The 26103-nt window shown below is 54.3% G+C and carries 19 protein-coding genes and 1 riboswitch; of the genes, 16 read left to right on the plus strand and 3 right to left on the minus strand.

The features are described 5' to 3' along the window. Window positions 1-89: 89 nt before the first annotated feature. A complete protein-coding gene (locus BN348_RS08005) occupies window positions 90-1211 on the minus strand; it encodes an FtsW/RodA/SpoVE family cell cycle protein (protein ID WP_040197348.1) in 1122 nt (373 codons plus the stop codon). A gap of 790 nt (window positions 1212-2001) precedes the next feature. Between BN348_RS08005 and BN348_RS08015 the strand changes: the two genes are divergently transcribed. From BN348_RS08015 to BN348_RS08070, 12 genes are all read left to right on the plus strand, one after another. After that, complete coding sequence (locus BN348_RS08015) at window positions 2002-3669, plus strand: formate--tetrahydrofolate ligase (RefSeq protein WP_040197350.1); 1668 nt, start codon at window positions 2002-2004, stop codon at window positions 3667-3669. A gap of 1 nt (window position 3670) precedes the next feature. Further along, complete coding sequence (gene tsaE, locus BN348_RS08020; protein ID WP_040197351.1) at window positions 3671-4102, plus strand: tRNA (adenosine(37)-N6)-threonylcarbamoyltransferase complex ATPase subunit type 1 TsaE; 432 nt, start codon at window positions 3671-3673, stop codon at window positions 4100-4102. Beyond that, complete coding sequence (tsaB, locus tag BN348_RS08025; protein WP_040197352.1) at window positions 4099-4827, plus strand: tRNA (adenosine(37)-N6)-threonylcarbamoyltransferase complex dimerization subunit type 1 TsaB; 729 nt, start codon at window positions 4099-4101, stop codon at window positions 4825-4827. Before tsaE ends, tsaB begins: the two co-directional genes overlap by 4 nt. A 2-nt stretch (window positions 4828-4829) precedes the next feature. Then, the gene (gene rpiB, locus BN348_RS08030; RefSeq protein ID WP_040197353.1) at window positions 4830-5273 is read left to right on the plus strand and encodes a ribose 5-phosphate isomerase B; all 444 of its coding nucleotides are present in this window, start codon (window positions 4830-4832) and stop codon (window positions 5271-5273) included. Between the two features lie 136 nt (window positions 5274-5409). Further along, window positions 5410-6042 (plus strand): uracil phosphoribosyltransferase, encoded by a 633-nt coding sequence (gene upp, locus BN348_RS08035; protein WP_040197354.1) that lies wholly within the window; start codon window positions 5410-5412, stop codon window positions 6040-6042. Between the two features lie 154 nt (window positions 6043-6196). Continuing rightward, window positions 6197-8329: a hypothetical protein gene (locus BN348_RS08040; protein WP_040197355.1), complete on the plus strand. Its 2133-nt coding sequence runs from the start codon at window positions 6197-6199 to the stop codon at window positions 8327-8329. Window positions 8330-9141: 812 nt separating this feature from the next. Then, a complete protein-coding gene (locus tag BN348_RS08045) occupies window positions 9142-10182 on the plus strand; it encodes an efflux RND transporter periplasmic adaptor subunit (protein ID WP_040197356.1) in 1041 nt (346 codons plus the stop codon). Window positions 10183-10242: 60 nt separating this feature from the next. Further along, entirely contained in the window at window positions 10243-11430 is a 1188-nt protein-coding gene (locus BN348_RS08050) for an ABC transporter permease (protein WP_040197357.1), read from the plus strand. A gap of 13 nt (window positions 11431-11443) precedes the next feature. Further along, window positions 11444-12169, plus strand: a complete 726-nt coding sequence (locus tag BN348_RS08055; RefSeq protein WP_156136463.1) for a DUF6873 family GME fold protein — start codon at window positions 11444-11446, stop codon at window positions 12167-12169. Window positions 12170-12386: 217 nt separating this feature from the next. Continuing rightward, window positions 12387-13577, plus strand: a complete 1191-nt coding sequence (locus tag BN348_RS08060; RefSeq protein ID WP_242844330.1) for an AI-2E family transporter — start codon at window positions 12387-12389, stop codon at window positions 13575-13577. A gap of 266 nt (window positions 13578-13843) precedes the next feature. Beyond that, window positions 13844-13926, plus strand: a riboswitch (cyclic di-GMP riboswitch). A 94-nt stretch (window positions 13927-14020) separates the two neighbouring features. Further along, the gene (locus BN348_RS08065) at window positions 14021-14455 is read left to right on the plus strand and encodes a hypothetical protein (protein ID WP_040197359.1); all 435 of its coding nucleotides are present in this window, start codon (window positions 14021-14023) and stop codon (window positions 14453-14455) included. A gap of 276 nt (window positions 14456-14731) precedes the next feature. Continuing rightward, window positions 14732-17263, plus strand: a complete 2532-nt coding sequence (locus tag BN348_RS08070) for an AMP-binding protein (protein ID WP_040197361.1) — start codon at window positions 14732-14734, stop codon at window positions 17261-17263. Between the two features lie 444 nt (window positions 17264-17707). Here BN348_RS08070 and BN348_RS08075 read toward each other — a convergent pair whose 3' ends face one another. Further along, window positions 17708-18055: a hypothetical protein gene (locus BN348_RS08075; RefSeq protein WP_052446821.1), complete on the minus strand. Its 348-nt coding sequence runs from the start codon at window positions 18053-18055 to the stop codon at window positions 17708-17710. A 130-nt stretch (window positions 18056-18185) separates the two neighbouring features. Continuing rightward, window positions 18186-18710: a CarD family transcriptional regulator gene (locus BN348_RS08080; RefSeq protein WP_040197362.1), complete on the minus strand. Its 525-nt coding sequence runs from the start codon at window positions 18708-18710 to the stop codon at window positions 18186-18188. Window positions 18711-19338: 628 nt separating this feature from the next. Here BN348_RS08080 and BN348_RS08090 point away from each other — a divergent pair. The 4 genes from BN348_RS08090 (at window position 19339) to cas8c (ending at window position 26094) form a co-directional block, all read left to right on the plus strand. Next, entirely contained in the window at window positions 19339-20724 is a 1386-nt protein-coding gene (locus BN348_RS08090; RefSeq protein ID WP_040197364.1) for an MATE family efflux transporter, read from the plus strand. A 354-nt stretch (window positions 20725-21078) separates the two neighbouring features. After that, on the plus strand, window positions 21079-23340 hold the full coding sequence (locus tag BN348_RS08095) for a CRISPR-associated helicase/endonuclease Cas3 (protein ID WP_052446822.1): 2262 nt from the start codon (window positions 21079-21081) through the stop codon (window positions 23338-23340). Window positions 23341-23623: 283 nt separating this feature from the next. Then, window positions 23624-24289, plus strand: a complete 666-nt coding sequence (cas5c, locus tag BN348_RS08100; protein ID WP_040197365.1) for a type I-C CRISPR-associated protein Cas5c — start codon at window positions 23624-23626, stop codon at window positions 24287-24289. Next, window positions 24286-26094 carry a type I-C CRISPR-associated protein Cas8c/Csd1 gene (cas8c, locus tag BN348_RS08105; RefSeq protein WP_040197366.1) on the plus strand — a complete coding sequence of 603 codons (1809 nt, stop codon included), beginning with the start codon at window positions 24286-24288 and terminating at the stop codon, window positions 26092-26094. The genes cas5c and cas8c overlap by 4 nt, the downstream gene beginning before the upstream one ends. Window positions 26095-26103 lie beyond the last annotated feature (9 nt).

The raw sequence follows: 26103 nt of genomic DNA on the forward strand, positions 1-26103 counted from the left end.
CTGCATCGGCACCTCGTACCAGCTTTATAGATACCTTATCATAGAATATTGGAATACCGTATATCTGCCGCAGAAGAAAACAATTTTCCTCACTCCATAAACAGCGTCGTCTTGTTGTGCATGTAAACGCTCAGCACCAGCCCGATGCCCATATAAACCGTTACAACCGAGCTTCCTCCCGCACTGAAAAACGGCAGCGTCACGCCGATAACCGGCAGCACGCCCAAATTCATGCCGATATTGATGATGGTCTGGCTGGCCAGCATCATGAACACGCCGACACAGATGGATTTGCCCATCCAGTCAGCCGAAGCGCGGGACACCAGCAGGATTTTGACGCAGAGCGCCGTGATCAGTCCGACAACCAGCAGGCAGCCCAGAAAACCCAGAGCCTCTCCGATGAACGAGAAGACAAAGTCATTCTGGATTTCAGGCACATACCGGTGCTCCCCTGAAAACAGCCCGTTGCCGAAAACCTGGCCCGAGCCGATTGAAATCTTTCCATTGATCTGCTGGTACTCCAGGCCCTGTGTGTCTGAATTCGGATTGAACAGGATCAAAAACCGGTCGCGCTGGTCCTGATCGAATACCTTGAACCACAGAATCGGCAGTGCAACGACCAGAACACCGGCCGCGGCCGCAATGTATTTCCAGGACAGGCCCGCCGCAAAGAGCATCGCCACAAAGATAAAGGCAAATATCAGCGCGGTGCCGTCGTCGCCCTGGAAGTGGATCAGCAGCACGGGAAATATGCCGTGCAGACCCAGCAGCAGTACATTTTTAAGCTTGTTGATTTCATCCCGCACCGCGTCCACATGGTAGGAGAATGTCAGGATAAACGCAATCTTCAGCCATTCCGACGGCTGAAAGGACAAGCCGAACGGCAGCGGGATCCATGCCTTGTCATCGGCTGTTCCGTTCTGCACGCCGATGATAAAGGTCAACGCGACCAGCGCCAGCAGAACCGGCACATAAAACTTCCATAGCTTTCCAAGCGTCCGATAATCGATTTTGGAGATGATGATTGCAACCACAAGGCCGCCGACTGCGGCGACACCCTGCACAATCGGCATTCTGCCCAGATATGGAAATGAAATGGACAGTCCGGCCAGAATCAGCACCGCAAACCCGGAAGTCAGGATACATAAAAAAAACAGCGCCTTGTCGGTTCCTTTGATATAACCCGCAATCGATGAGAAAATCTTCTTCATAGCATGCTCCTTGCTTTTTAACCCATCTCAAAAAGAAAATCACGTCGATTTTCATAGAAATGTGTCCATCCTTTATCTGTATAAGCCGAACGGCAGCGGAATCCACGCCTTGCCGCAGCTGTTCTATTCTGTACACCGACGGTACCCGAACACAGGCATTTAAGAACTCCATTGTTTTCATATAGAAATAAGTATATTACTTTACCAGTTCAGATTTGTGACTTATCCTTTAATATTGTCAAAACACGTCGGATTTAAAACTTTGGGGAAAATCAGCACGGGTATCGGATGGACAAGCGGCGCCGTCCGCTTCGGAATCCGGCATAATTTATCGATATTTGACGCCTGTATCATTCCTGCATATCCGGCGGCGCCGGCTTCCTACACCGGCATTGTCCCCTGGGTATGTGTTCCCGACTTCTATTTTTGTATCGGGATAACCTTTGAGGATCAGTATACGCGGAAGCGGATGACCGTCTTCCGTGACCCGGATGAACTCCCATCTGAGCCGCATAAATAGAATAAACCTCTGATATCTCTCAATCGCCGGTGTTCCGCCGATTCCTACGATATCAGGCGTAATCCGCATGGATGCCAAGCCCGTACATCCATAACCATGCAGCTGGATGGTTCCGCTCCTCTTTCCTTGACGGCTGCGTCCGGCCTTTTGCATATCAACCCAGATGAGCAATACGGCAAAAAACCTCTGCCCGCGGTTGTAAACGCCGGTTTAGTATGATATAATTATGGTAAATGTGATCAAAAACTTGTAGAGGTGGTAGAGAAATATATGAAAACAGATATTGAGATTGCATCCAGTGCCAATATGCTGCCCATCCGCGAGATCGCCCAAAAGCTGCACATTCAGGATGACGAGCTGGAATTGTACGGAAATTACAAGGCGAAGCTTTCTGAGAGCATCTACAGCCGCTTGAATGACCGTGCGGACGGCAAGCTGATTCTGGTTACTGCCATCAATCCCACCCCGGCGGGCGAGGGCAAGACCACGACGACGGTCGGCCTTGGCGAGGCCATGGCGAAGATTGGAAAATCCGCGATCATCGCGCTGCGCGAGCCGTCGCTCGGCCCGGTCTTCGGCATCAAGGGCGGCGCGGCTGGCGGCGGATACGCGCAGGTGGTCCCGATGGACGACATCAACCTGCACTTCACCGGAGATATGCACGCGATCACCGCCGCAAACAACCTTCTCTGCGCAATCATCGACAACCATCTGCAGCAGGGCAACGCGCTGCGCATCGACTGCCGGCGCATCCTGTTTAAACGCTGCATGGATATGAACGACCGCGCGCTGCGCAACACGATCGTCGGCCTTGGCGGCAAGGTCAACGGCATGCCGCGCGAGGATCATTTTCAAATCACCGTCGCATCCGAAATCATGGCGATCCTCTGTCTGGCAGACAGCTTGGACGACCTGAAGCAGCGGCTCGGCTCGATTCTGGTGGCCTACAATCTGGACGGCGAGGCCGTCTACGCCAAGGACCTGCATGTGCAGGGCGCCATGACCGCGCTGCTCAAGGACGCGCTCAAGCCGAACCTCGTGCAGACGCTTGAGAACACCCCGTGCCTGATGCACGGCGGCCCGTTCGCGAACATTGCGCACGGCTGCAACTCGGTCCGCGCAACCAAGCTGGCGCTCAAGCTCGCCGACTACACGATCACCGAGGCGGGCTTCGGCTCGGATCTCGGCGCGGAGAAATTCTTCGACATCAAGTGCCGCTTCGGCAAGCTGCGCCCGAGCGCCGTCGTGCTGGTCGCGACCATCCGCGCGCTGAAATACAACGGCGGCGTGCCGAAAACCGAAACCGCCGCCGAAAACCTTGACGCGCTGCGGGATGGCCTGTGCAACCTGCAGAAGCACGTCGAAAACATGAAGAAATTCGGCCTGCCGGTCGTCGTGGCCATCAACCGGTTCGCGACCGACACCGATGCGGAAATCGCGCTGCTCGAGCAGTTCTGCAACGAGCACGGCGTATCCTTCTCGCTGGCCGAGATGTTCGCCAAGGGCGGCGAGGGCGGCACCGAGCTTGCCCGGAAGGTCTGCGAGGCCGCGGAACAGCCCTCGCAGTTCCATCCGATCTACGATGAAAAGCTGCCGATCAAGGAGAAGATCGAGACGATTGCGCGCGAGATTTACGGCGCGGACGGCGTGGACTATCTGGCCGGCGCGGAAAAGGCGATTCGGGAAATCGAAGCGCTGGGACAGGATCGGCATCCGGTCTGTATCGCAAAGACCCAGTACTCCCTGTCGGATAATCCTGCTCTGCTGGGACGGCCGCAGGACTTTAAAATCACCGTCAAGGATGTGCGGCTGTCTGCCGGCGCGGGCTTCATCGTCGTGTACACCGGCGACATCATGACCATGCCTGGGCTGCCGAAGCAGCCGGCCGCCTGCTCGATCGACATCGACAACGACGGCAACATCACGGGGCTGTTCTGATATGAAAACCTGTCAGACGCATTCCTATCAGGAAACCTTAGAGGTCGCCGAACGGCTCGCAGCGCTGCTGCGGCCCGGCGACGTCATCGCCTTCAAAGGAGGGCTTGGCGCGGGCAAGACAGCCTTTGTGACCGGCCTTGCCAAAGGGCTTGGCATCGAAAGCGATGTGCAGAGCCCCACCTTCGCCATCGTCAATGAATACCGCGGCAAAGCCGTCACACTGTACCACTTCGATATGTACCGCATCGAAACCTACGAGGACCTCTATTCCACCGGGTTCTTTGACTACCTCGAAACCGGCGCGATTCTGGCGATTGAATGGAGCGAGAACATCGAAGGGGTGCTTCCCGAGAATGTGATCGAGATCACGCTCTCGCCGGGAGAGGATGAGAACAGCCGCGAAATCACTGTTAAGGGAGATAAACGCTTTTGAAGATATTAAGCCTGGACAGCTCTGCGCGCACCGCCACGGCCGCCGTGTGCGAGGATGGGGCGGTGGTCGGCGACATCAACCTGAACACCGGCATGACCCATTCGCAGACGCTGCTTCCGATGATTCACACGCTGCTTGACAGCACCTCGCTTTCGGTCGGCGACATCGACCTGTTCGCGGTCGCAAACGGCCCGGGATCGTTCACCGGCCTGCGCATCGGCATCTCGACCGTCAAGGGGCTGACCTTTGCAAACGGCAAACCCTGCATCGGCGTTTCGACGCTGATGGGACTGGCCTACAACCTGAAGGGCATCAAGGGAACCGTCTGCCCGTGTATGGACGCGCGCTGCAAGCAGGTCTATACGGCGCTGTTCTCTTCGGACGGGAATACGGTCAGCCGCATCGACGAGGATATGGCCATCAGCGTGGAGGAGCGCACCGCGCGCCTTACGCGGACAGCCGGCGACATCTATCTGGTCGGGGACGGCGCAAAGCTCGTTTACGAGGAAGCGAAGGGCCGTATCGAACATCTGTACTTAGCGCCGGAACATCTTTTGTATTCCCACGCATCCGCTGTTGCACTGGCGGCCTTGGATGTGTTACAATATAATCCTCCCATATCATCCGATGAACTGCGCCCTGCCTATCTCAGACTGCCGCAGGCGCAGCGGGAGCTCAAAAAGAAGCTGGCAAACAAACCGATTGATGAATCAAAGGAGAGATGAGTATGTTGGCAATTGGCTGCGATCACGGCGGTTTTAAACTTAAGGAGAGTCTCAAACGGTATCTGGAGGAACTGAACATCGAATATAAGGATTTTGGCTGCGACGGTGAAACCTGCGACTATCCCGACATCGCCGCAGTGGTGGCGAAGGCCGTTGCTTCCGGCAGCTTCGAGAAAGGACTGCTGATCTGCGGAACCGGCATCGGCATGTCGATAGCCGCCAACAAGATCAGGGGCATCCGCGCAGCGTGCTGTTCCGACTACTACAGCGCGAAGTACACCCGCATGCACAACAACGCGAACATCCTGTGCCTTGGCGGAAGAATCATCGGCCCCGGCGCCGCGGAGGAGCTTGTGGACGTTTTTTTAAACACCGAGTATGAGGGCGGGCGCCATCAGCACAGATTGGACATCATCACAAGGCTCGAAGAGGAAAGCGCACAGTAGCTTCCGTTTCCGGCTTGGTATGGATTTTTTATCCAATGGAGATGGAATCCATGCATAAACGCTGAAATGGTATTTTCAGCGCTTCCATTCCCTGTGAGCAATATGAGGACTGATTCAAACTAAAGGAGCACAAATTATGCCGAACGAACCATATATTTTAAACCATCCGCTGATCCAGCACAAGCTTTCCTTACTGCGGGACAAAAATACCGGCAGCAAGGAATTCCGCGAGCTGGTCGCGGAGATCGCGAACCTGATGTGCTATGAGGCCACCCGTGACCTTCCGCTCAAGGAAATCGAGCTGGAAACGCCGGTTGCCTCCTGCAAAACCAAGATCATCTCCGGGCGCAAGCTGGCCTTTGTCCCCATCCTGCGCGCGGGACTGGGCATGGTGGACGGCGTTCTGCGCCTTGTTCCGGCCGCAAAGGTCGGACACATCGGCGTTTACCGCGATCCCCAGACGCTGAAGCCGGTCGAATATTACTGCAAGCTGCCGTCGGATATCTCGGAGCGCGACGTCATTGTTGTGGACCCGATGCTGGCGACCGGCGGCTCCGCCATCGACGCGATCGGGCTGCTCAAGAAGGCGGGCGTCAAAAACATCAAATTCATGTGCATCATCGCGGCGCCGGAGGGCATGAAGGCCCTGCAGGAAGCGCACGGGGATGTGCAGATTTACGCCGCTTCGCTGGATGAATGCCTGAATGAAGACGCTTATATCGTGCCGGGGCTCGGCGATGCGGGCGACCGTATTTTCGGCACCAAATAACATTCCGTTTCCAAAGATACTCCCCCGTTCTGCCTCCCATGGGAGACGGGGGCCTTCTTTCCGTTTTATATTCGACAAATTTCGACATCTTTGCGGTTCCCTGCAGGCTTTTGCCTTTGCCGCAAAGATGTCCCGACAAAAGGAGTGTTTGACCATGAAAAAGCAGGCATTATCCCTTTTGCTGGCACTCGTGTGCCTTGTTACCCTCAGTTCCTGCGGCAGAGCGCAGCAGGATTTTTACGCCACCATGAAACAGATGATCCTGATGGACCGCTTCTCCTTTTACAACGAACTCACCGTTTCGATGGACAATCGGTTTGTCGGCAGCTTCGATGACCAGACGCTTGCGGAATGGAAATCCTTCTTTCAGACCAAACGCTATGTCTGTGAAGGCACGGCCAGCAGGTCCGAAAAGACGATATCCTTGAAAATCACGACAGAAACGACCCTGGGCGTGAAAACCGATCTGCTGCGGCTGACCATTGACGACAGGACCGTTTATCTGCCGTCTGATGCCGCGGACGATCTCATTCAGCGGATTCCGGGCTTCCCGCAGGAACTGCCCGAGATAAATTACGGCGGCGAAGACTGTGTCGAAATGCCGCTGGATCAGTTCCTTTTCAACCTGAACAGCACCCCATCCCCCGGCGTCTCCGACAAGGATGTCCCGGAATCTCCTGATGTGTTTGTCAGGAACCCTGCGGCAACTTCGATCTCTCCGGATGCGTCCGCACCGGGCGGCGCGGAGGCTTCCGCTTTTCCGGATGTACCCGCTCTGAGCGGCAAGGAGGCTTCCGTTTCTCCGGATGCAGATGCTGAGGAGACTTCCGCCAAATCCGAACCAGCGGGGGCATCCGCCGATTCGGAAGAAGCGGGCCTTGCTCAGAACAGGTCCGCATCTGTGCGGGCATCTGCGGTGAACGCCGCGCCGGTATATAAGGAATCGGCGGCAACAACGGTCCGTCTGACCGCTGCCCAGCCATCCAGCCAGCGTAACCTTGCACCGATGAACGAGGATGCACAAAGGCCGCCGCAGGAAAAGCCGCTGTCCCCTGCCGTCTCATCTTCCCCGGATGAAACGGATACGCGGGATGAAATTCCCGAAGCCGGCGCATCCATGCCTGCTGAGGATGGTTCTTCCACCCCCGGGGAACCATCCTCCGGCATGGAAAGCGGCGGGCGTTTAGAGCAGCAGGATTCAGCGCGGGAGGCTGGAAACACTCCTGCGGATACCGATAATGAATACTACCGGCAGGGATATCAGACCGGATATCCGCATGGATATGCCGACGGCTATGAAGCACAGCACGGAAACAGCTATCAGGATGGCAGCCTGTATGAGGGCGATACAAAAGCGCTGTATGAAGCAGGGTACTCCGCCGGTTACGCCAATGGTCTGGATGAAGGCGAAGCACAGCGGAAGCTGGATGACACACAGAACACGGTACCGGACGACGGCGACTCCTCACAGCCCCAGCAGCCATCCGGCAGCTCCTCTTTTGGCGCGGCCGAGCTGATTGACAGTTTGCGGGCGGCTCTGCTGGCGTTTGGCGATACATCGGAGCTGGGCGGTTCCATCCGCCGTTCAAACGCCCTGTATGAAACCACGCTGGATGCGGAGGCCTTTTTCTCCTTAATGTATAGGCTTGCCGATGCGTTGTCCGCAGGTCAAACACTGGGTAGCGTCCTGCCCCATGAGAAACTGGCGGCAGGTTTGGATGCGCTGCACGCGCTTTCTGAGGAATTTGACACAAGAGCGGACATCTCCCTCGAAAAATTCGCCATCCGGAGCTACACGCTCACAAGCAGCGTGGCGCTCAGAGGAAAAGGCATCCCCGGCAAGGACGGCGAACTGGTCCTGACAAATGTTTTGATGATCCATGATCCGGGCAGCGAATCGGCCATCCAGGCCACGTTGGGCGACAGCACGGATACCACTGCTGCGATTTTGACAGAGATTGATGACGAATACACCGTCGCCAGCAGTCTGATTCTGTCGACCAATCTGCAGTTCAAAAACGCCCGGGAGATCGATTCCACGCGTTTGGAGGACGGTCGCTACGAGACCAAGCTTGCCGGGCTTAAGCGCAATACGAAGTACTATGTCCGTATCCTCGCACACGATGATGCTGGCAATAAAGTAGAGGACATCTACTATTATACCCTTGAAACGAAGAAAGCCGCTTCCAGCGCCACGGGCACATTGGAACAATCGAAAGACGCAAAATCCTCCGGAGGCTCCAAGCCAGCTTCATCCAAAAGCAACCCGAAGACCGGCCGAGGATGACACCATGATTTCGCCTTTTCTGCTGGGTTGGCAGATCGTCTGTATCCCGCCTTTTCTGCCGAGTGGACAGACCGAATGTTTTCCGCCGTCTCTGACAGACGGGCAGACCGTCTGTTTTCCGCTTTTTCTGCCGAGCAGGCGACCGTCTGTACCCCGCCTTCTCTGTCGGGCAGGCGACCGTCTGTACCCCGCCTTCTCTGCCGGGCAGGCGACCGTCCGTATCCCGCCTTTTCTGCCGAGTGGGCGACCGTCTGTTTTAGATGCTGGTGATGGTTGCCCCATGATACCCGGATGCACTTGGACACGATCGTGAATCTGCTTATCACAATATGCAAATTGGTTTTGGAAGCAGCTTTCTAATTAAGATGATATGCAGTTTCCGTTTGACCGCACATTATGCTGATGTTCCTCTCCGATGAATCGGAGGAATTTTCCGAAAACCGATTGTCATTCCGGCCCTGACCAAAGGTCGGCATTCATAGGATTAACACCGGCTGTGTCTCCGGAGATATCTTTTGAAATCATCTTTTTATTTTGAAACTCATATGATGATTTTATAAAATCATCACACCCCCTAATTTTTTGAAAAGGCCGCGCAGATGCTTGTTCTGCGCGGCCTTTTCCCTCTCTGGGCGACACGTTTTCCCGGTCCGCGGCTTCACTGGGAACGAATAAACAGCCTTATGATCTGTCATACTATTATAGATGCAGCGGTCCTGCTGCCATACCATCTGTTCGGATTACATAGCGCGTGCCGACGATCGGATTGGCAGTCGGGAAACGCTGTAATATGGGGTATTCGGGGGGTTTTCATGAAACTTAAGGTGTTTTTCACAACTCTGCTGTGCATTTTGTGTGCCGGCATCTTTTTTATTCCTTCGCTTGTCACATCCATTCTGCCCAGCGTCAGTATCATCAAGATGCAGCCGGCCAGCTATACCAAGACCGTCACCGCCTCCGGTACATTGGAAGAGGCCGAAAAAAGGGACCTGTACACCGACCTGCCGGTCATCGCCACCCCGAAGGTCCAGCCGGGCGATATCGTGACCGAGGGGCAGGAGCTGGCGTCTGTCGATGTCGCCGCGACTCTGAACGCGCTCAAGGAGATCGATCTCAGTGAAATTGATCTGTCAGGACTTGACTATTCCGATCTGCTTTCGTCGTTTGGCGGTTCCATCACCAGCATCGACCAGGTGCTGGAGCTTCTGGAGGACCGCCTTGACACTGGAAGCATCAGCTTTCAGGGCATCCCGACCTCGATCAAATCCCCGATTTCCGGTATTGTCCAGTCGGTCGGCATCGAAGAGGGAAAGCTGACCGAAATCGGCGCGCCGGTCATCACGGTGGTCAAAAACAAGGGGCTGGTCGCGAAGGTCAGCATCAGCGAATCGGATATCCATGAGGTTTCGCTGGGCAACAAGGTCACGCTGTCCGGACAGGCGTTCGGCAGCAAGACCTACAGCGGTACGGTGGCCGCCATTGAGACATCCGCCAAGAAAAGCCTGTTCAGCACCTCCCAGGAGGCGGTCGTCGAGGCGACCATTTCGCTGCGAGATCCGGACGACAGCCTGAAAGCAGGCTACAGTGTCAAGGCAAAGATCGTGACGGGCGACACCAAGGATGTGTCGATCGTCCCCTATGAGGCGGTTATGCAGGACGATCTGCAGAACGAATACGTCTACGTGTACGAGAATTCCAAGGTTTACAAGCAGTACATTGAAACCGGACTGGAGCTGGCAAACGGCATCGAGGTGACCGAGGGACTGACCGCCGACAGCTACATTGTCGAAACGCCGGAACGGGTCCGGGAGGACGGCGAACAGGTCATGGTCTTTCAAAATAAATCTCCCTAGGGCATCCGTGAATTTCAAAATACCCGTATATTCCTCACACCACGCAGGAGGTGACAAAACATGTTTGATCTGATACGGCATACCATCAAAAACATCACAAGGAAGAAGACCCGGACGCTACTCACGGTCATCAGCATCGCCATCGGCGTCTGCTCGGTGGTGATCATATCCTCGATCGCCGACATCGGCAAGAACACGCTGAACGAGGAGATCGACAGCTTCGGCATCGGCAGCATGACCATCCGCGCCGATACGCGGCAGGACGACATCAAGCTTTATGAATCCGATCTCGACTACATCCGTGAGAAAGCCTATGTTGAGGACGCCATCCCGATCATGATGAACTACACCAGTGCCAAGATGCGCGGCGTCAGCACCGACTGCGCGGTCTGGGGCATCGATTCGACCGCAAACCAGGTCATTTCGATTCAGAACATGTTCGGCCGGATGATCAACGCGTTCGATGTGCAGTCCAAGTCGAACGTCTGCCTGGTGGATGAAAGCTACGCGCAGCGCATCTACAAGCGCACCAACGTCACCGGCAAAAAGCTCAGCATCCTGATCGGAGGGACCTATGAGGAATTCACGATTATCGGCGTGGTGGCCTCCGGCGGCAATGTGCTGCAGAGCCTGATCGGGGAATATGTCCCAACCTTTTTGTACATCCCCTACACGACGCTGCAGGACCTTTTAAACCGCACAAACTTCGACCAGATTGCGGTCAAGGTCAAGGATGGCGTGGATGTGAGCGACATCGGCGACCGGCTGGTGAAATCGCTGTCGACGATGAACGGCATCTCAAGCGGTTACAAGTACGAGAATATTATGGGCTATAAGGACCAGTTTAACAACATTCTGGATATTGTCAGTTTCATCCTGTCGGTCATCGCGGGCATCTCGCTGGTCGTCGCGGGGCTTGGCATCATGACGATGATGCTCGTCTCAGTCAACGAGCGGACGCGTGAGATCGGCATCAAGAAGTCCATCGGCGCCAAGAACCGGACCATCCTGCTGGAATTTCTCATCGAGGCGTTTACAATTTCGCTGATTGGCAGTATAATAGGAACCATCGTCGGTCTGCTGCTAGTCGTGCTCGGCTGCCTGCTTGTCGGGGTCACGCCGATACTGAACCCGCTGCTGATCGCAGTCAGCATTGCATTCGCCACCTTGACGGGCATGTTCTTCGGCGTATTTCCCGCCCACAAGGCCTCCAAGCTGAATCCGGTGGATGCACTGAGAATGGAATGATTCGGATTTGCATATGCTAGAAACTCCCGGCCTTCCGCAGCGGAAGGCCGGGCTGCTGCTTTCCCAGAGATATCCGCCGCTTCGGTCGCTCGGCGTCGAGCTCATCGAGACGGTGCGGAATGGACATCTCGATGAACCGGTCGGGCTGCATGCCGACATGCTCTGTTGCCATCTCGGCGGCCCTCGGATTCTCGTGGACCGCACGGACGCGCCGTATGCGCGCAGGCTGCGGGAATATGGCTTTGACACACTTCCCTGCCGTTCCACACTTGGAAGGAAGTATCCGCAGGACATCGCGCTGAACGCGCTGCTGGACGGCCGGCATCTGATCGGGCGTTTGCCGTTCCTGGACGGCGCGCTGCTTGAACAGGCCGGGCGCCTTGGCATCACGGCGGTGGACACGAAGCAGGGATATGCGAAATGCGCGGTGTGCATGGTGGACCGGGACGCCGCCGTTACAGCCGACAGCGGCCTTGCTGCCGTGCTGTCCGGGCTTGGGTACGCCGTCCTGCTGATAGAGAACGGAGACATCCGGCTTCCGGGCTACTCCTACGGCTTCATCGGCGGATGCTGCGGCTTCATCGGCCGGGATGTGATGGCGTTTTCCGGCCATCTGCGGTTCCATCGGAACTTCCGTGAAATCGAAGCGTTTTTCCGTCGGCGCGGCAAACGGATCCTGTATCTGGCGGACGAGCCGCCTTTGGACATCGGCGGCATTCTCCCGCTTGCCGAAGTGTGACGCCCGCTTCCGGCTGTGACCGGAACGCTTCCGAGCGTCCGGTTCACACGCCGTCCCGCGTTTCATGCACACGTCACGAAGCATTTTGTTCATACCGTATGCAAATAAATTGCATTGTTTTTGTAAATCCCGGCATGACAGGTAGATTTTTTGTCCATCATACGTTATAATAGGGGTATCATTCTACGGATATGAAAGGGGCGCTTTCACTTTGAAAATGGATGACGTGCGCAAAAATATCATGACCACAAGGACCACCTCCAATTTGATCGTGGCATTCCTGTCCATCCTGTTCTTTTTCCTGGTGTCCAACATTACATATGTCAAGGATGCCATCGGAACGGTGATCTCCATTCTGACGCCGTTTATACTGGGATTTGCCATTGCGTACCTGCTGAACCCGCTGCTCAAGTTCTTTGAGGGGCTGTTTGCCAAGATCAAGCTTTTTGCAAAAAAACCCGGACTGAACCGCGGTGTTTCGCTCGGCGTCACCTATCTGATCGCGATTCTGCTCGTCGGCCTGCTGATTGCGGTTATCGTCCCGCAGGTTGTGGACAGCCTGGTCAGCATCGTGCAGTCGATTCCCAATTCCCTGCGCTCGCTCAAGGAATGGGTAACCACGGCCATCAACAACCCGGATATCGTCTCCTCCCTGACCGGACAGATCGAATCCATGATGCAGGATGTTCAGAATGTCGTCACCACCTCCGTTTCCATCCTGAACCAGCTGGTGCCCGGCGTCATCGATGTGACCATGTCGATTACCGGTGCGCTCATCAACATCTTAACCGGGCTGATTGCGTCGATCTATTTCCTGCTCAGCAAGGAGAAATTCATCGCGCAGACCAAAAAGTTTTTGTATGCCAATTTCCGTAAGGAACGCGTCAACCGCCTGATCGACCTGAGCAACGAGAGCAATCAGGTCTTCGGCGGCTTCATATCCGGCAAGCTTCTGGACGCCGCGATCATCGGCATCCTGTGCTTCATCTTCACCTCGATCACCGGCATGCCCTATGCGATGCTGGTCAGCGTGATCATCGGCATCACCAACATCATCCCGTTCTTCGGTCCGTTTATCGGCGCGATCCCCTCCACGCTGCTCATCCTGATGACTGATCCGATCAAAGCGCTGATCTTTGTGATTTTCATCATCGTGCTGCAGCAGGTGGACGGCAACATCATCGGCCCGAAAATCCTGGGGGAAACAACCGGCATCTCCGGCTTTTGGGTACTGTTCTCGATCATCCTGGGCGGCGGCCTGTTTGGATTTATGGGCATGCTGCTGGGCGTCCCGACCTTTGCCGTCATCTATTCGCTGGTGCGGGAGTTTGTCAACGCGCGCCTGAGCAAAAAATCCCTGCCGGTCGATACGGAGAATTACACCGAAAAGAATCATCCGATCGAATAAAGCTGTCTTCATGCTTCGCCGCTTTATCGTGAAATTTCTTGTGCTGAGAAAGCTGAATGCCTGTATGGTTCGTTGAAATCCCGCTTGGCCTTTTTCTGTTTCACCGCTGCAAAAGGTATTTTTATGTGTATAATGCACAGTTTATATTGTTTTATGCCCTTGTGATATTGGCAATAATACAAAAAATCCATTTTTAGATAAAAAAACGTTGAAAATGGGTTGAAAAGCGTTTCTGCTTGTGTTATACTGTAAACAGTTCAAACAAGCAAAGTGAAAAGCAAAATCAGTGAAAGCTGATGACGCAAAGCTACAGGGTCTAAATCGAAAGATATGACTGCCAGCCGCCGCAAGAATAAACGACTAAGTACCGTGATCCCGTTGCTTATTCGTTTGCGTATGCGGCGGTTTTTTAATTTGCTTTAAACAAAGCAGCTGAGTAATTTGTGGTGCAATTATATAAAGGGCCTTATAACTTCTATATAATACAAAAGATCGGTTGCTTTGTTCTCTTTAACAACTACCTTATGGTTGATATATTTAAGAATGGGAATGCAATTAGAGAAATACCCGGGGACACTCCTCCCCGGGTATTTTTCTGTTTCAAAGCACGTGCTCAACAGCTTTGCGATATCACCGGCCTTGTGCAGCCGCCTGACATGGCCGTATTCCGCGGCCGGGGAAACCGACCGGAATGCGGCCCGCAGATCCTGACGGGACAGGCGACGAACGGCATCACGGCAGACCGCAGCGGCGGCACATACGCCTGTGCGCAGCCCTGCTCTATGGCGGTTTTGATTCTGCCCTGTCCATTAAAAATAGGGCATGCTGAAATTGTTTTCAAAAGCTCTCTTTTTGAGATAATAATTGACATGGTATGAATTGTCCGATATAATAAAGGATATGAAATGCACGGACCGCTTTCATTTGGAAATGGATTCCCCCGGATGAGGGATTCACTGCGCTGTCGTTCTATCAAACGGGACGGGCGTCTTTTTTATTGGAATGGTATATCGGGAAAAATATCCATGCCATCTATACCGCACGGGCCGCAGAAGCGGCTTTTCTGTGCGGGACACTCATCATATCTTTTCTCTGCGTGATGAGATCAGGACAACATTCTGCGCCGACGCAGAGCGGCGGATGGGAGTAACGATATGAAAATTGCTTTTTCTACTGTCGGATGTCCGAACTTCGACTGGCCGGACATCTATTCCATGGCCAAGGACCTGGGGTTTGGCGGCATTGAAATCCGCGGCCTGGGCGAAGACATCTTCGCGGTCAAGGCTCCGCCCTTCACCGCAGAGAAGCTGCCCGCCACCCTCAAAAAGCTTTCACAGCTCAAGCTGGAAATCCCGTGCTTTTCCTCCGGCTGCTGCTTAAAAGACAGCGGCCGGGAGGATGAAAACGTACAGGAAATTCTGGAATATATCGAGCTTGCACAGAAGTGCGGTGCGCCCTACATCCGCGTACTCGCGGATCTTGAGCCGCAGGCGCAGGGAGAGGTGGACGACGCGGTTGTGCTGCGCACGCTGGAACGCCTGATCCCGCACGCCGAAAAGGCCGGCGTCACGATGCTCATCGAGACCAACGGCGTCTACGCGGACACGAAGCGGCTGTGCGGCCTGCTCGATCAGATTCAGAGCGATGCGGTCGCGGCGCTCTGGGACATCCATCATCCGTACCGTTTCATGAACGAGAAACCGGAACAGACCGTGCAGAACCTCGGCGCGTACATCAAGCACGTGCACGCGAAGGACTCGGTGATGACCGAACACGGCGTCGAATACCGCATGATGGGCGAAGGCGACCTGCCGTTCGACGATATGATCCTTGCGCTGCGTTCGATCAACTATGAAGGATACATCACGCTGGAATGGGTCAAGCGCTGGGCAAAGGACCTGTCCGACGCCGGCATCGTATTCCCCCATTTCGCGCATTATATGGACCGCTATTCCGAGCGGCCCGCATCCAGCAATATGCTGTATGACAACAATGCCGGAACCGGCAAATATGTCTGGAAGAAGGATACACTGATCGACCTGACCTTCAGCCAGGTACTCGACCGGATGGTTGAGGAATTTCCGGACCAGTACGCGTTCCGCTACACGGTCTGCGACTACACCCGCACCTATGCGCAGTTCCGCGACGACGTCGACACCTTCGCGCGTTCGCTGATCGCGATGGGCGTCAAGAAGGGCGACCACGTCGCGATCTGGGCGACCAATGTGCCGCAGTGGTACATCACCTTCTGGGCGACCACCAAGATCGGCGCCGTCCTGGTCACGGTCAACACCGCCTACAAGATTCACGAGGCGGAATATCTTTTGAGGCAGTCGGACACCCACACGCTTGTCATGATCGACGGATTCAAGGATTCCGACTATGTGAGCATCATCAAGGAGCTCTGCCCGGAATTGGAAACCGCGCAGGCGGGCAAGCCGTTACATATGAAGCGCCTGCCGTTTTTACGCAACATCATCACGGTCGATTCAAAGCAGAACGGCTGCCTTACCTGGGATGAGGCGATCGAAAAGGCCGAAGAGGTTCCGGTTGAGGCCGTGTACCACCGCGCGGCATCGATTGACCGGCACGATGTCGCCAACATGCAGTATACCTCCGGTACGACCGGCTTCCCGAAGGGCGTTATGCTGACCCATTACAACATCGTCAACAACGGCAAAAACATCGGCGACTGCATGGACCTGTCCACCGCCGACAAGATGATGATCCATGTGCCGATGTTCCACTGCTTCGGCATGGTGCTGGCCATGACCGCATCGATGACGCACGGCGTCACGCTCTGCCCGATGCCGTACTTCTCGCCGAAATCTTCGCTTGACTGCATTACACGGGAAAAGATCACCTGCTTCCACGGCGTGCCGACGATGTTCATCGCGATGCTCGAGCATGAGGATTTTGAGAAGACCGATTTCTCGCAGATGCGCACCGGCATCATGGCCGGCAGCCCCTGCCCGGTCAAGGTGATGCAGGACGTCGTCAACAAGATGAACATGACGCAGATCTCCATCGTCTACGGTCAGACTGAGGCTTCCCCCGGCTGTACGCAGAGCCGCGTCGACGATCCTCTGGACGTCCGTGTCAACACGGTTGGACGCGCGCTGCCCGGCGTCGAATGCAAGATTGTAGACCCGGAAACCGGCGAGGACCTGCCCGATGAGGTGGACGGCGAATTTGTGGCCCGCGGCTACAACATCATGAAGGGCTATTACAAGATGCCCGAAGCGACGGCCGCCGCCATTGACGACGAGGGCTGGCTGCATACCGGCGACCTCGCGCGCCGCACGCCGGAGGGCAACTATAAAATTACCGGCCGCATCAAGGATATGATCATCCGCGGCGGTGAGAACATCTATCCGAAGGAGATCGAGGACTTCATTTACACCCATCCGAAGGTCAAGGATGTGCAGGTCATCGGCGTACCCGACCAGCAGTACGGCGAAGAGATTATGGCCGTGGTCATCCTCAAGGCCGATGAAACCGCAACCGCTGAAGAGATCAAGGACTTCGTGCGCACCCATATGGCCAAGCACAAGACGCCGCGCTACATCGATTTCGTCGACGAGTTCCCGATGAACGCCGCCGGCAAAATCCTCAAATACAAGATGCGTGAACAGGCCGTGGAGAAATTCGGCCTGCAGTCCGCAAACCGCATCGAAACCGCGTAGGGATTGTTTCAAACATACAAGATTTTATAAAGCAAAGCAGGGATTGTCCCCTCGGACAATCCCTGCTTTTTTTGTGTATCAATATCTTTGGGACAGGCTTTCGCGATCATATCACACATGACTTACCATCACTTTTAATGATGTTGTTTCGGTATGTCGATTTTTTCTGTCGTTCTCCTCTGTTCGATAACGATACAGAGAAATTATCTTATACTGTCAGTCCTATTACGTCCGGGCAGCCCTTTGCACGATGGCGCCGTTTGGAGACTGACGGCAGTCTGCTGTCCGGTGCACCATGCATTTTCGCTGGATGCCCTTTACGCGGGTCGGATAATCTTTCTCTATCTGAAAACGCATTCTATTCCAAGCATGCGTTTCATACTTTCATCTTTTCAAACAATGTTCTCCTCATGATGAATAGCCATTCCCCTATTTTACCAGGTATCACCGGCAGCTGCAGCGGTGATATAAATCCTCCATCGCATCCACTTCGATATCCGGCAGTGCCGAGATTTCACCGTGCAGATATTCCTTTGCACGCTGTGCATAGACGTATTCATCCTGCGGCAACGGCTTTTCCTCTGCACGCAGATACACGGATTTTATCACCCTGAACCACTCGATCTCATCATAATATCCGCGGAGATGGCGTCTTCGTAAAACTTCTCCGCGTATCTTGTCGTTGGGTGCCTGGATAATGCGGATAAAGCCCACATAACCGACGACATCCAACACGGTATCCTTCGTTACGGCTTTCCGGATGATTTCTGTGCTGCCTGCCGGCAGGGGCATCTTCTCCCCGGCCGTATGGCTTATGAGTGTATGGCCGCTTTCCTCCGCATCGGCAAAGCTTCAGACGCCGCCGCTTCTGCATATTACAAAACCGCCGGTTCGATACACGGACTTCCTTCCGAAAAGCGATCTACTGAACCGGTTGTCTGTTCTTCGAAACATGAATCTGTTCCTGTATAAATGGAAACACCTGCTCCGGCTTGATATGCAGTACCAGCGCAAACTCATCATACAGCATCTTTTCCGCTTCTTTAAAGAACCTTTCATCGGCCAGATGCAGCTTTCTGCCCCTTGCCTGCTGTTCCTGCTGGTGCTGATACAGCGCTTTGATGGCGCGGATGAGCTGTATCCGGTCGCCGCACGAAATGATCTCCCGATATTTTTCCTTGCGTTCGTTCTCATTTTCGATCCACTTTGAATCCTCATTGGGCATAGACGCAATTAAAGCGTAGATCTCATCTACAGACAGAATGCGCCGCATCTTCGTGGTCAGTGCTTCGTTGTGAACCGGAACAAATACCGTGGACTTTTCATCGTACACCGGTTTCAAAATATAATACTCCATACGGTTTCCGCACAGGTCCCGTTCCTCAATTTCCACAATCCTGCAGACGCCATGTCCGCCATATAAAACAGTGTCGTTTATTTCGTACATGATAATAATCCCTCCCCTTTTCGCATGAATCTTTCCAAAGGATTTTCCGCCGCAACAGGCGGCCGCTGTCTGAACCTTCCTTTTTTGCTCAGCCGGTTCGGTTACCGGAGTCATCTTCCGCCGGATGCATGGCACGCATCTTGATTTTGACGGAACGACAGTTCTTCCCGGCAACTTCCTCCATCTTCAGGAATTCACAACCGCTCTGTGGATGGATACAGCCGGAAAACCGGTTCGCCAAGCGAAAACGATATACAGAGTCCGGCCCGGTACACCGCATTATCTCCGGACCCGCTCGTCATTAAAAAAACGTGCTGTCTGCTTTCAACTGGACTTACGCTCCGCATTCAGCAAACCACACGTTGATATATATGTATTATAACATATTTTTCGAAAAAATGTCATAGGCATTTTCACCAAATATACAAAAATGTTGGTGCGTAAAGACTGCCATCCTGAAAAAACGCACAAGATGATAACAGACAAAACCTTTTACGACAGAAAAATCCCGCTTCATCTGTAAATCGGTCTCATCCGGTATCCACGTTTTTTATATGTCGATGTTTGACATTTTTTTTAGGAGTGGTACAATAAACAGATAGGAATGATGAAATGGAGGCACTATTGTATGACAACCACCGCACCTGCATTGGGAAACAATCCGCTGGCGACGGAACGAATTGGCCGGCTGATGATAAAATTTTCCGTTCCGGCTGTGATCAGCCTGCTGGTCAGCGCGCTTTACAACATCGTGGACCAGATTTTTATCGGACAGGGCGTCGGCATGCTCGGCAACGCAGCAACCAATGTGTCGTTTCCGCTGACCACCATCAGCACCGCCGCCGCGCTTCTTTTAGGCGTAGGCAGCGCGTCCAACTTCAACCTGTCGATGGGGTCCGGGAAGCCGGACCGGGCCAAGCGGATCGCGGGCAACGGCATCCTGATGATGGGGCTTGTCGGCGTTACAATCGGTGTGGTGGTGCTGGTGTTCCTGCGGCCGCTGATGCTCGCATTCGGCGCGACCGGCGAAGTCCTGCCGTTTGCCATGACCTATACCGGCATCACGGCGTTCGGCATCCCGCTGGTCATCTTCTCCACCGGCTGCAGCCAGCTGATTCGCTCGGACGGCAGCCCCGCCTATTCGATGATCTGTATGATATCCGGCGCGGTGCTCAACACCATCCTGGACCCCATCTTTATCTTCGGCTTTGGAATGGGTATGGCGGGCGCGGCGCTGGCGACCGTTCTGGGGCAGCTGCTCAGCACAGTGCTGGCGGTCCTCTATCTGAGACGGTTCAGGACAATTCAGCTCACAAAGAGCTGTTTTCACCCCTGCGCTGGGATCATCCGGGCAATCTGTTCCCTGGGCGCCGCCGCCTGCTTCAACCAGCTGGCCATGATGGTCGTGCAGATCGCGATGAACAACACCCTCACCCATTACGGCAGCCTGTCAGTTTACGGAAGTGAAATCCCGCTTGCCTGCGTCGGCGTCATCTCCAAGGTGAACATCCTGTTTATGGCCTTTGCCATCGGCATCGCGCAGGGATGCCAGCCGATCGTCGGCTTCAACTACGGCGCGGGAAACTTTCCCCGCGTCAAAAAAACCTTTTTGACCGCGGCGGGCGCCGTCACCATCATCTCGGTCTCCGCATTTCTCGTCTTTCAGATCTTTCCCAAGCAAATCGTTCAAATCTTCGGGCAGGGCGACGACTTGTACTTCCGGTTTGCCGTGCGGTATTTCCGCATCTTTATGATGATGACCTTCCTGAACGGCCTGCAGCCGCTCGTCTCAAATTTCTTCACATCGATCGGCAAGGCCAGACGCGGCATTCTGATGTCCTTGACACGGCAGATTCTATTGCTGCTGCCGCTGATTCTGATCTTCCCGCTGATTTTCGGAATCGACGGCGTCATGTACGCCGGCCCGATCGCCGATTTTGCCGCGGCCGTGCTGGCTGTCTCGTTCGTCATCCATGAATTGACGCATATGGGCAGAGCATCTGAAAAACGCTAAGGGCTTGTGCCATCACACCATGAAAAGCATCATTGAGCAGGGTTCAGATACTTGATAGAGCAGATAAACTGGAAGAAAATTTATTTCTTCATATACCATAGATAAAAAAATGCCAGAAGCGTGTTTCCGTGATGCGGGAAACCTCTTCTGGTATTCTTATTGCAATCAATTATATTTTATCCGATTTTTTCATAGTAAAAAAACAAGGGATGTTCACTTTATATCTGTGTATGAAATTCGCTAAAATTCGATAGACAAACCTTTATATATATAGTATAATTAGATGAATTCTTTGGTAACACTACATATTTTGACAATATTTAGATGATATCACGACAGAAAGAAGGGATTATCATGGATTATTTGGCTCGTCCGAATGATGACCGCACGGCGTACCAGACGCTGCGGGAGCATCAGGACCGGGTCGCTTTTTTATGCGCGCAGAACTGCAAAAGCTTTACAGATCAAGCGATCGGCGAAATGTTGGGGCTGCTGCACGATGCCGGCAAATACACCGATGCCTTTCAAAAGCGGGTGCGCGGCGCGGCTGTGAAAACACAGCATGCCATCGCAGGGGCCTGTGAGTGTGAACGGCTTTTAACGGAAACCCGCAATCCGCTTTACCGGCATCTCGCCTACTGCATTGCTGGGCATCATGTCGGGCTGCCGGATTGGTCATCCAGCCACGGTTCAAAAAGCGAACTTAAATATAAACTCAATCACATGGATGAACTCATCGGCGATTACAGCGCATATCGGGATGAAATACAGCTTCCCCCGCTTCCTGCCTGTCCGCCGTTTCCAAAGGAACGCGCTTCCTTCAGCCAGCAGATGTTCATCCGGTTCCTATTCTCCGCATTGGTGGATGCGGACCGGACCGACGCGCAGGACTTCACGGAGCACGCGGTGATCGAATCGGCAAAACAGCATCTGACGCTTGTGCAGATGGAAGATATCTTTACAAAGGAGACGGCGGCCTTTCAGCAGCATGCGAAGGATACGCCGCTCAACCGCATCCGGCGCGGCATACTGGACAGCTGCCTTTCCGCCGCGCAGGGGGAACGCGGCATCTATACCCTGTCGGTTCCGACCGGCGGCGGAAAGACTCGCTCCAGCCTGGCCTTTGCACTGCGGCATGCCGTGAAGCACGGGATGGAACGCATCATCTATTCTATTCCGTTCACCTCCATCATCGAGCAGAACGCCGGCGTTTACGAAGATATCTTCGGCATGGAAAACGTACTGGAACATCACTGCCATTTTGAACCGCCGAAGAAAACGAGGGAGCAGGAGGACCCGCTTTCGGACAAGCGGCTGAGCCTTGTGCGGGAAAACTATGATATGCCGCTGATTGTGACGACCAACGTGCAGTTCTTCGAAAGCATGTTTTCAAACCGGCCGTCCAGAGTGCGTAAGCTGCACCGGTATGCGAACAGCGTCATCATTCTGGACGAAGCGCAGGCGCTGCCGAGCACTTATCTGCGTCCCTGCCTGCTTGCGCTGCATGAGCTTTGCGAACGGTATGGCTGTACGGTGGTGCTCTGCACGGCCACACAGCCCAATTTCCAGAAAAACGGCCTGCTGCCGCCGGATGTTCCGGTAACCGAAATCATTCCGGATAAACAGACGCTGTTCCAGCAGCTCAAACGGGTGGACGGATGCTTTCTTGGCAAGCAGTCCGGCGAGCAGATGGGTGAAAGGCTTCGCGCGCACGATCAGGCGCTCTGTGTCGTCAACACCAAGCGGCAGGCAGCCGAGCTTTTCCGGCAGCTTGGCGAAGAGGAGGACGGATGCTTCTATCTGAGCACAAACCTGACGCCGCAGCACCGCAAACAGGTGATCGCCCAAATCCGGAAACGGCTGTCCGATCCGGCAAGGCCTGTCTGCCGGGTGGTTTCCACCCAGCTGATTGAGGCCGGCGTGGACCTGGATTTTCCGGTGGTATACCGTTCTTTAGCCGGCATCGACAGCATCCTGCAGGCGGCGGGGCGCTGCAACCGGGAAGGAAAGCTTCCAAACGCCACCGTCTATGTCTATGATCCCGCTGAAAGCTATCTGGGGAGCGGCTATCTGGGAACAACCGCAAGGATTGCGCGCGATGTGATCGACGATTTCGGCGAAACGGATTTCCTGAGCGAACAGGCGGTGGACGCCTATTTCGCCGAACTCTATGATCTGAGCGGCGATCAGGTTGACAAATATGACATCTCGCGGGAAAACCGGCAGGATGCGGTCAATATGCAGTTTCAGTTCCAGCAAATCGCCGATAAATTCAAGCTCATCGACAGCCAGGGGGTTCCGGTCATTATCCGGGACGACGGCACGCAGCGGGAAGATGGGGACGACCATCCCGACAGCGTAAACCGGCTGCTGGAGCAGCTTCCATACGTCAAGGGATTGGGCGGTATCCTGCAAAAGCTGTCCCAGCACAGCGTCAATGTGCGTCCGCAGGTGCTGGAGCGGCTGGAAATGCTCGGCGCAATCAGCAGGCCGCTTATGGATTCATCTGGCAACTCAACAGACGGCGTTTATGTGCTGGAACGGCCCGAATACTATCACCATCTGACAGGCCTTACGGTTCCCGATGAAGAAAATGAGCTGGACTATATCGTTTGAAACCCGTTTCTATCAGGATGAAAGCCTGATTATAATGATTTGCGCCGGGCTTCGAACTCTGTTACCGTTCTTTCAAATTGACAGCGATGATCCAAACCGTGTTTCTAACTCTGTCGCCGTTTTTCCAGGCGACAATCATGATCTGCACAGGAGTTCAAACGCTGTCACAGAATTTTAGGCAGAACAGCAACGATTCAATTGGATGATTTTTATTTTATAACAACAGAACAATCCACAGATAATCGAAATAAATAGAAATAACCACAGAAAGGAAGTGACCGCCATGTATGGGATTCTGCTGAAGGTGTGGGGCAGCTATGCGCTGTTCAGCCGGCCGGAAATGAAGGTGGAGCGGGTGACCTACGATGTCATGACGCCGTCCGCGGCGCGCGGCATTCTGGAAGCCATCCACTGGAAACCGGCAATCCGGTGGGTCATCGACGAAATCCGGGTGATCAACCCGATCCGGTTCGGCAATGTGCGGCGCAACGAGGTCAAGAGCATCATTCAGGCAGGCGCAATCAACAACGCCATCAAGGGGAAAACCGTGGGGTTCTATCTGAACACCAACGATTCCAACGAGCGGCAGCAGCGCGCTTCGCTGGTGCTCAAGGATGTGATGTATGTGATCCGCGCGCACTTCGAGATGACCGGCGAAGCTGGAGAAAGCGACACGCCTGAAAAGCACTACAACATCTTTCTGCGGCGCGCGCGGCAGGGGCAGTGCTTTCATCAGCCCTACTTCGGATGCCGGGAGTTTCCGGCCTGCTTTGAGCTGGTGGAATCCGAAGAAGAGCTGCCCGAAGCCTATGACCTCAGCAAGGATTTGGGCTATATGCTGTACGACATCGACTTTGGCCGCGACCGGACGCCGGTCTTTTTCCGGGCGCAGCTTCAAAACGGCATCCTGAAAATCGACGATGCCCTGAAGGAGGCGGTGAACCGGTGATTCTGCAGGCATTATGCCGCTGTTATGATGTGATGGCCGCAGACGACAATTTCAACATCGTTCCGATGGGCTATTCGAAGGTCGGATGTTCCTGGGCCATCAAGCTGCGCGCGGACGGTACGGCCGCAGCCAGCGGCCCGATTCCTCTGTCGGATGAGAAGAGCGGTCAGATGCTGACCGTCCCGCTGCAGCCGGGCCGCAGCGGCAAAAACCCGGCGCCATACATCCTCTGCGACAAAAGCAAGTACTTTCTGGGCGCGGAGATTCCAACCGGCGGGAAAGAGCTTGTGGCGACGCCCGCTTCGCTCGAAAACAGCCTGAAGCGGCATCAGGAGGTCTTTTCCGATGTCGAGGACGACGGCGCAAAAGCCGTTCTGCGTTTTCTGGAACGCATGCGAAACGGCGAACAGCTGGACATCGCCCCCGATCACAGCATCTACAAAAGCGGCAACATCGTCTTTCGGCTGTCCGGCGAACGCGGGTACATCCACGAACGGCCGGCTGTCAAGCAGGCATGGGAACGCTATCTCGACAAACAGTCCAGCGAGGATCCGGACAGCCTGTACGGCGAATGCCTGATTACAGGGGAAAAGGATGTCAAGATTGCGCGCACCCATACCATGTTCAAGAAAATTCTCGGCAGCAATACGACAGGTGCCAACATCGTAAGCTTCAATTTCAGGTCTGCCGAATCCTATGGTAAATCACAAAGCTACAACGCGCCGGTTTCCGAGGAAGCCATGTTCAAATACTCCACCGCGCTGCAGACGCTGCTGGACAGCAGACAGACCCGGCTGTATGTCGGAGATATGACCGTGGTGTTCTGGGCTGAATCGAACCTCAACCTCTATGCACCAAAAATGCAGGAGGCGTTCAGCGGGGAGACAGAACAGGAAGAAAAATTCGAAGACGGTGGTCGGGAGCGCGTGATTAATAGCGAAGATACCCGCACAACTGGAAGCGTTGTATGGCGGGCCGGCACCGGGCAGGAGAATCGGGATGTGGACTGCGAGCTCGATCCCAACACCAACATTTACATTCTCGGCCTGTCCCCAAATGTTTCGCGGATCAGCGTGCGGTTCTGGTATCAGGATACTTTCGGCCATTTCAAAAAAATGGTGGATCAGCACTATGCGGATATGAACATTGTGCGTTCGCCGCAAGCTAAACCTAAAAATTCCGTACGCGATCTGTTAGCATCTATAGCCGTACAAGGTAAAACAGAAAATTTGCCAAAAACATTGGAAGGTTCATTAATACAAGCAATTTTAAGCGGTAATTGTTATCCTAAAGGCGTTTATCAGAATGTCCTTATGCGCATTCGTGCAGAAGCTGGTGACAATTTTGCCGTCAATTTTACTAGAGCATCTTTTATTAAAGCATATTTGACCCGTCTCTGGCGCAAAGAGGAACAGCAGAAGGAGGAAATCACAGTGGCACTCAACGAGAATCAGTCAAGCGTCGGTTACCAGCTCGGCCGCCTGTTTGCCGTGCTTGAACGCATCCAGGAGGATGCCGGCAACACCGGCCTGCGGGAACGGTATTTTCAAGGCGCGTCCACGACGCCCGCAAACGTCTTTCCCAATGTGATGCAGCTTGCGCAGCATCACATCGAAAAGGTCAAAAAGGACCCGGTCAAATCCGGTTCCGCGGTCTATTTCGACCGGATTGTCAGCGAGATCATCAACCGCATCGACAGGTTCCCCACGACCCTGACGATGGAAGAACAGGGCATGTTCATCATTGGATATTATCATCAGCGGCAGGCCATCTACACAAAAAGAGAGCCGTCCGCACAGGTATAGAGAGGAGAA

The sequence above is a fragment of the Candidatus Soleaferrea massiliensis AP7 genome (genome assembly GCF_000820765.1).
Classification (GTDB): Bacteria; Bacillota; Clostridia; order Oscillospirales; family Ruminococcaceae; genus Soleaferrea; species Soleaferrea massiliensis.

Excerpts from the sequence above, each read along its gene's own strand:
- cas5c (WP_040197365.1), top strand. The coding sequence starts at position 23,624 with ATGTATGGGATTCTGCTGAAGGTGTGGGGCAGCTATGCGCTGTTCAGC.
- BN348_RS08090 (WP_040197364.1), top strand. The coding sequence starts at position 19,339 with ATGACAACCACCGCACCTGCATTGGGAAACAATCCGCTGGCGACGGAA.
- BN348_RS08050 (WP_040197357.1), top strand. The coding sequence starts at position 10,243 with ATGTTTGATCTGATACGGCATACCATCAAAAACATCACAAGGAAGAAG.
- BN348_RS08005 (WP_040197348.1), bottom strand. The coding sequence starts at position 1,211 with ATGAAGAAGATTTTCTCATCGATTGCGGGTTATATCAAAGGAACCGAC.
- tsaE (WP_040197351.1), top strand. The coding sequence starts at position 3,671 with ATGAAAACCTGTCAGACGCATTCCTATCAGGAAACCTTAGAGGTCGCC.
- rpiB (WP_040197353.1), top strand. The coding sequence starts at position 4,830 with ATGTTGGCAATTGGCTGCGATCACGGCGGTTTTAAACTTAAGGAGAGT.
- upp (WP_040197354.1), top strand. The coding sequence starts at position 5,410 with ATGCCGAACGAACCATATATTTTAAACCATCCGCTGATCCAGCACAAG.
- BN348_RS08045 (WP_040197356.1), top strand. The coding sequence starts at position 9,142 with ATGAAACTTAAGGTGTTTTTCACAACTCTGCTGTGCATTTTGTGTGCC.
- BN348_RS08055 (WP_156136463.1), top strand. The coding sequence starts at position 11,444 with ATGCTAGAAACTCCCGGCCTTCCGCAGCGGAAGGCCGGGCTGCTGCTT.
- BN348_RS08060 (WP_242844330.1), top strand. The coding sequence starts at position 12,387 with ATGGATGACGTGCGCAAAAATATCATGACCACAAGGACCACCTCCAAT.
- BN348_RS08080 (WP_040197362.1), bottom strand. The coding sequence starts at position 18,710 with ATGTACGAAATAAACGACACTGTTTTATATGGCGGACATGGCGTCTGC.
- BN348_RS08040 (WP_040197355.1), top strand. The coding sequence starts at position 6,197 with ATGAAAAAGCAGGCATTATCCCTTTTGCTGGCACTCGTGTGCCTTGTT.
- BN348_RS08070 (WP_040197361.1), top strand. The coding sequence starts at position 14,732 with ATGAAAATTGCTTTTTCTACTGTCGGATGTCCGAACTTCGACTGGCCG.
- BN348_RS08075 (WP_052446821.1), bottom strand. The coding sequence starts at position 18,055 with ATGCCCCTGCCGGCAGGCAGCACAGAAATCATCCGGAAAGCCGTAACG.
- BN348_RS08015 (WP_040197350.1), top strand. The coding sequence starts at position 2,002 with ATGAAAACAGATATTGAGATTGCATCCAGTGCCAATATGCTGCCCATC.
- BN348_RS08095 (WP_052446822.1), top strand. The coding sequence starts at position 21,079 with ATGGATTATTTGGCTCGTCCGAATGATGACCGCACGGCGTACCAGACG.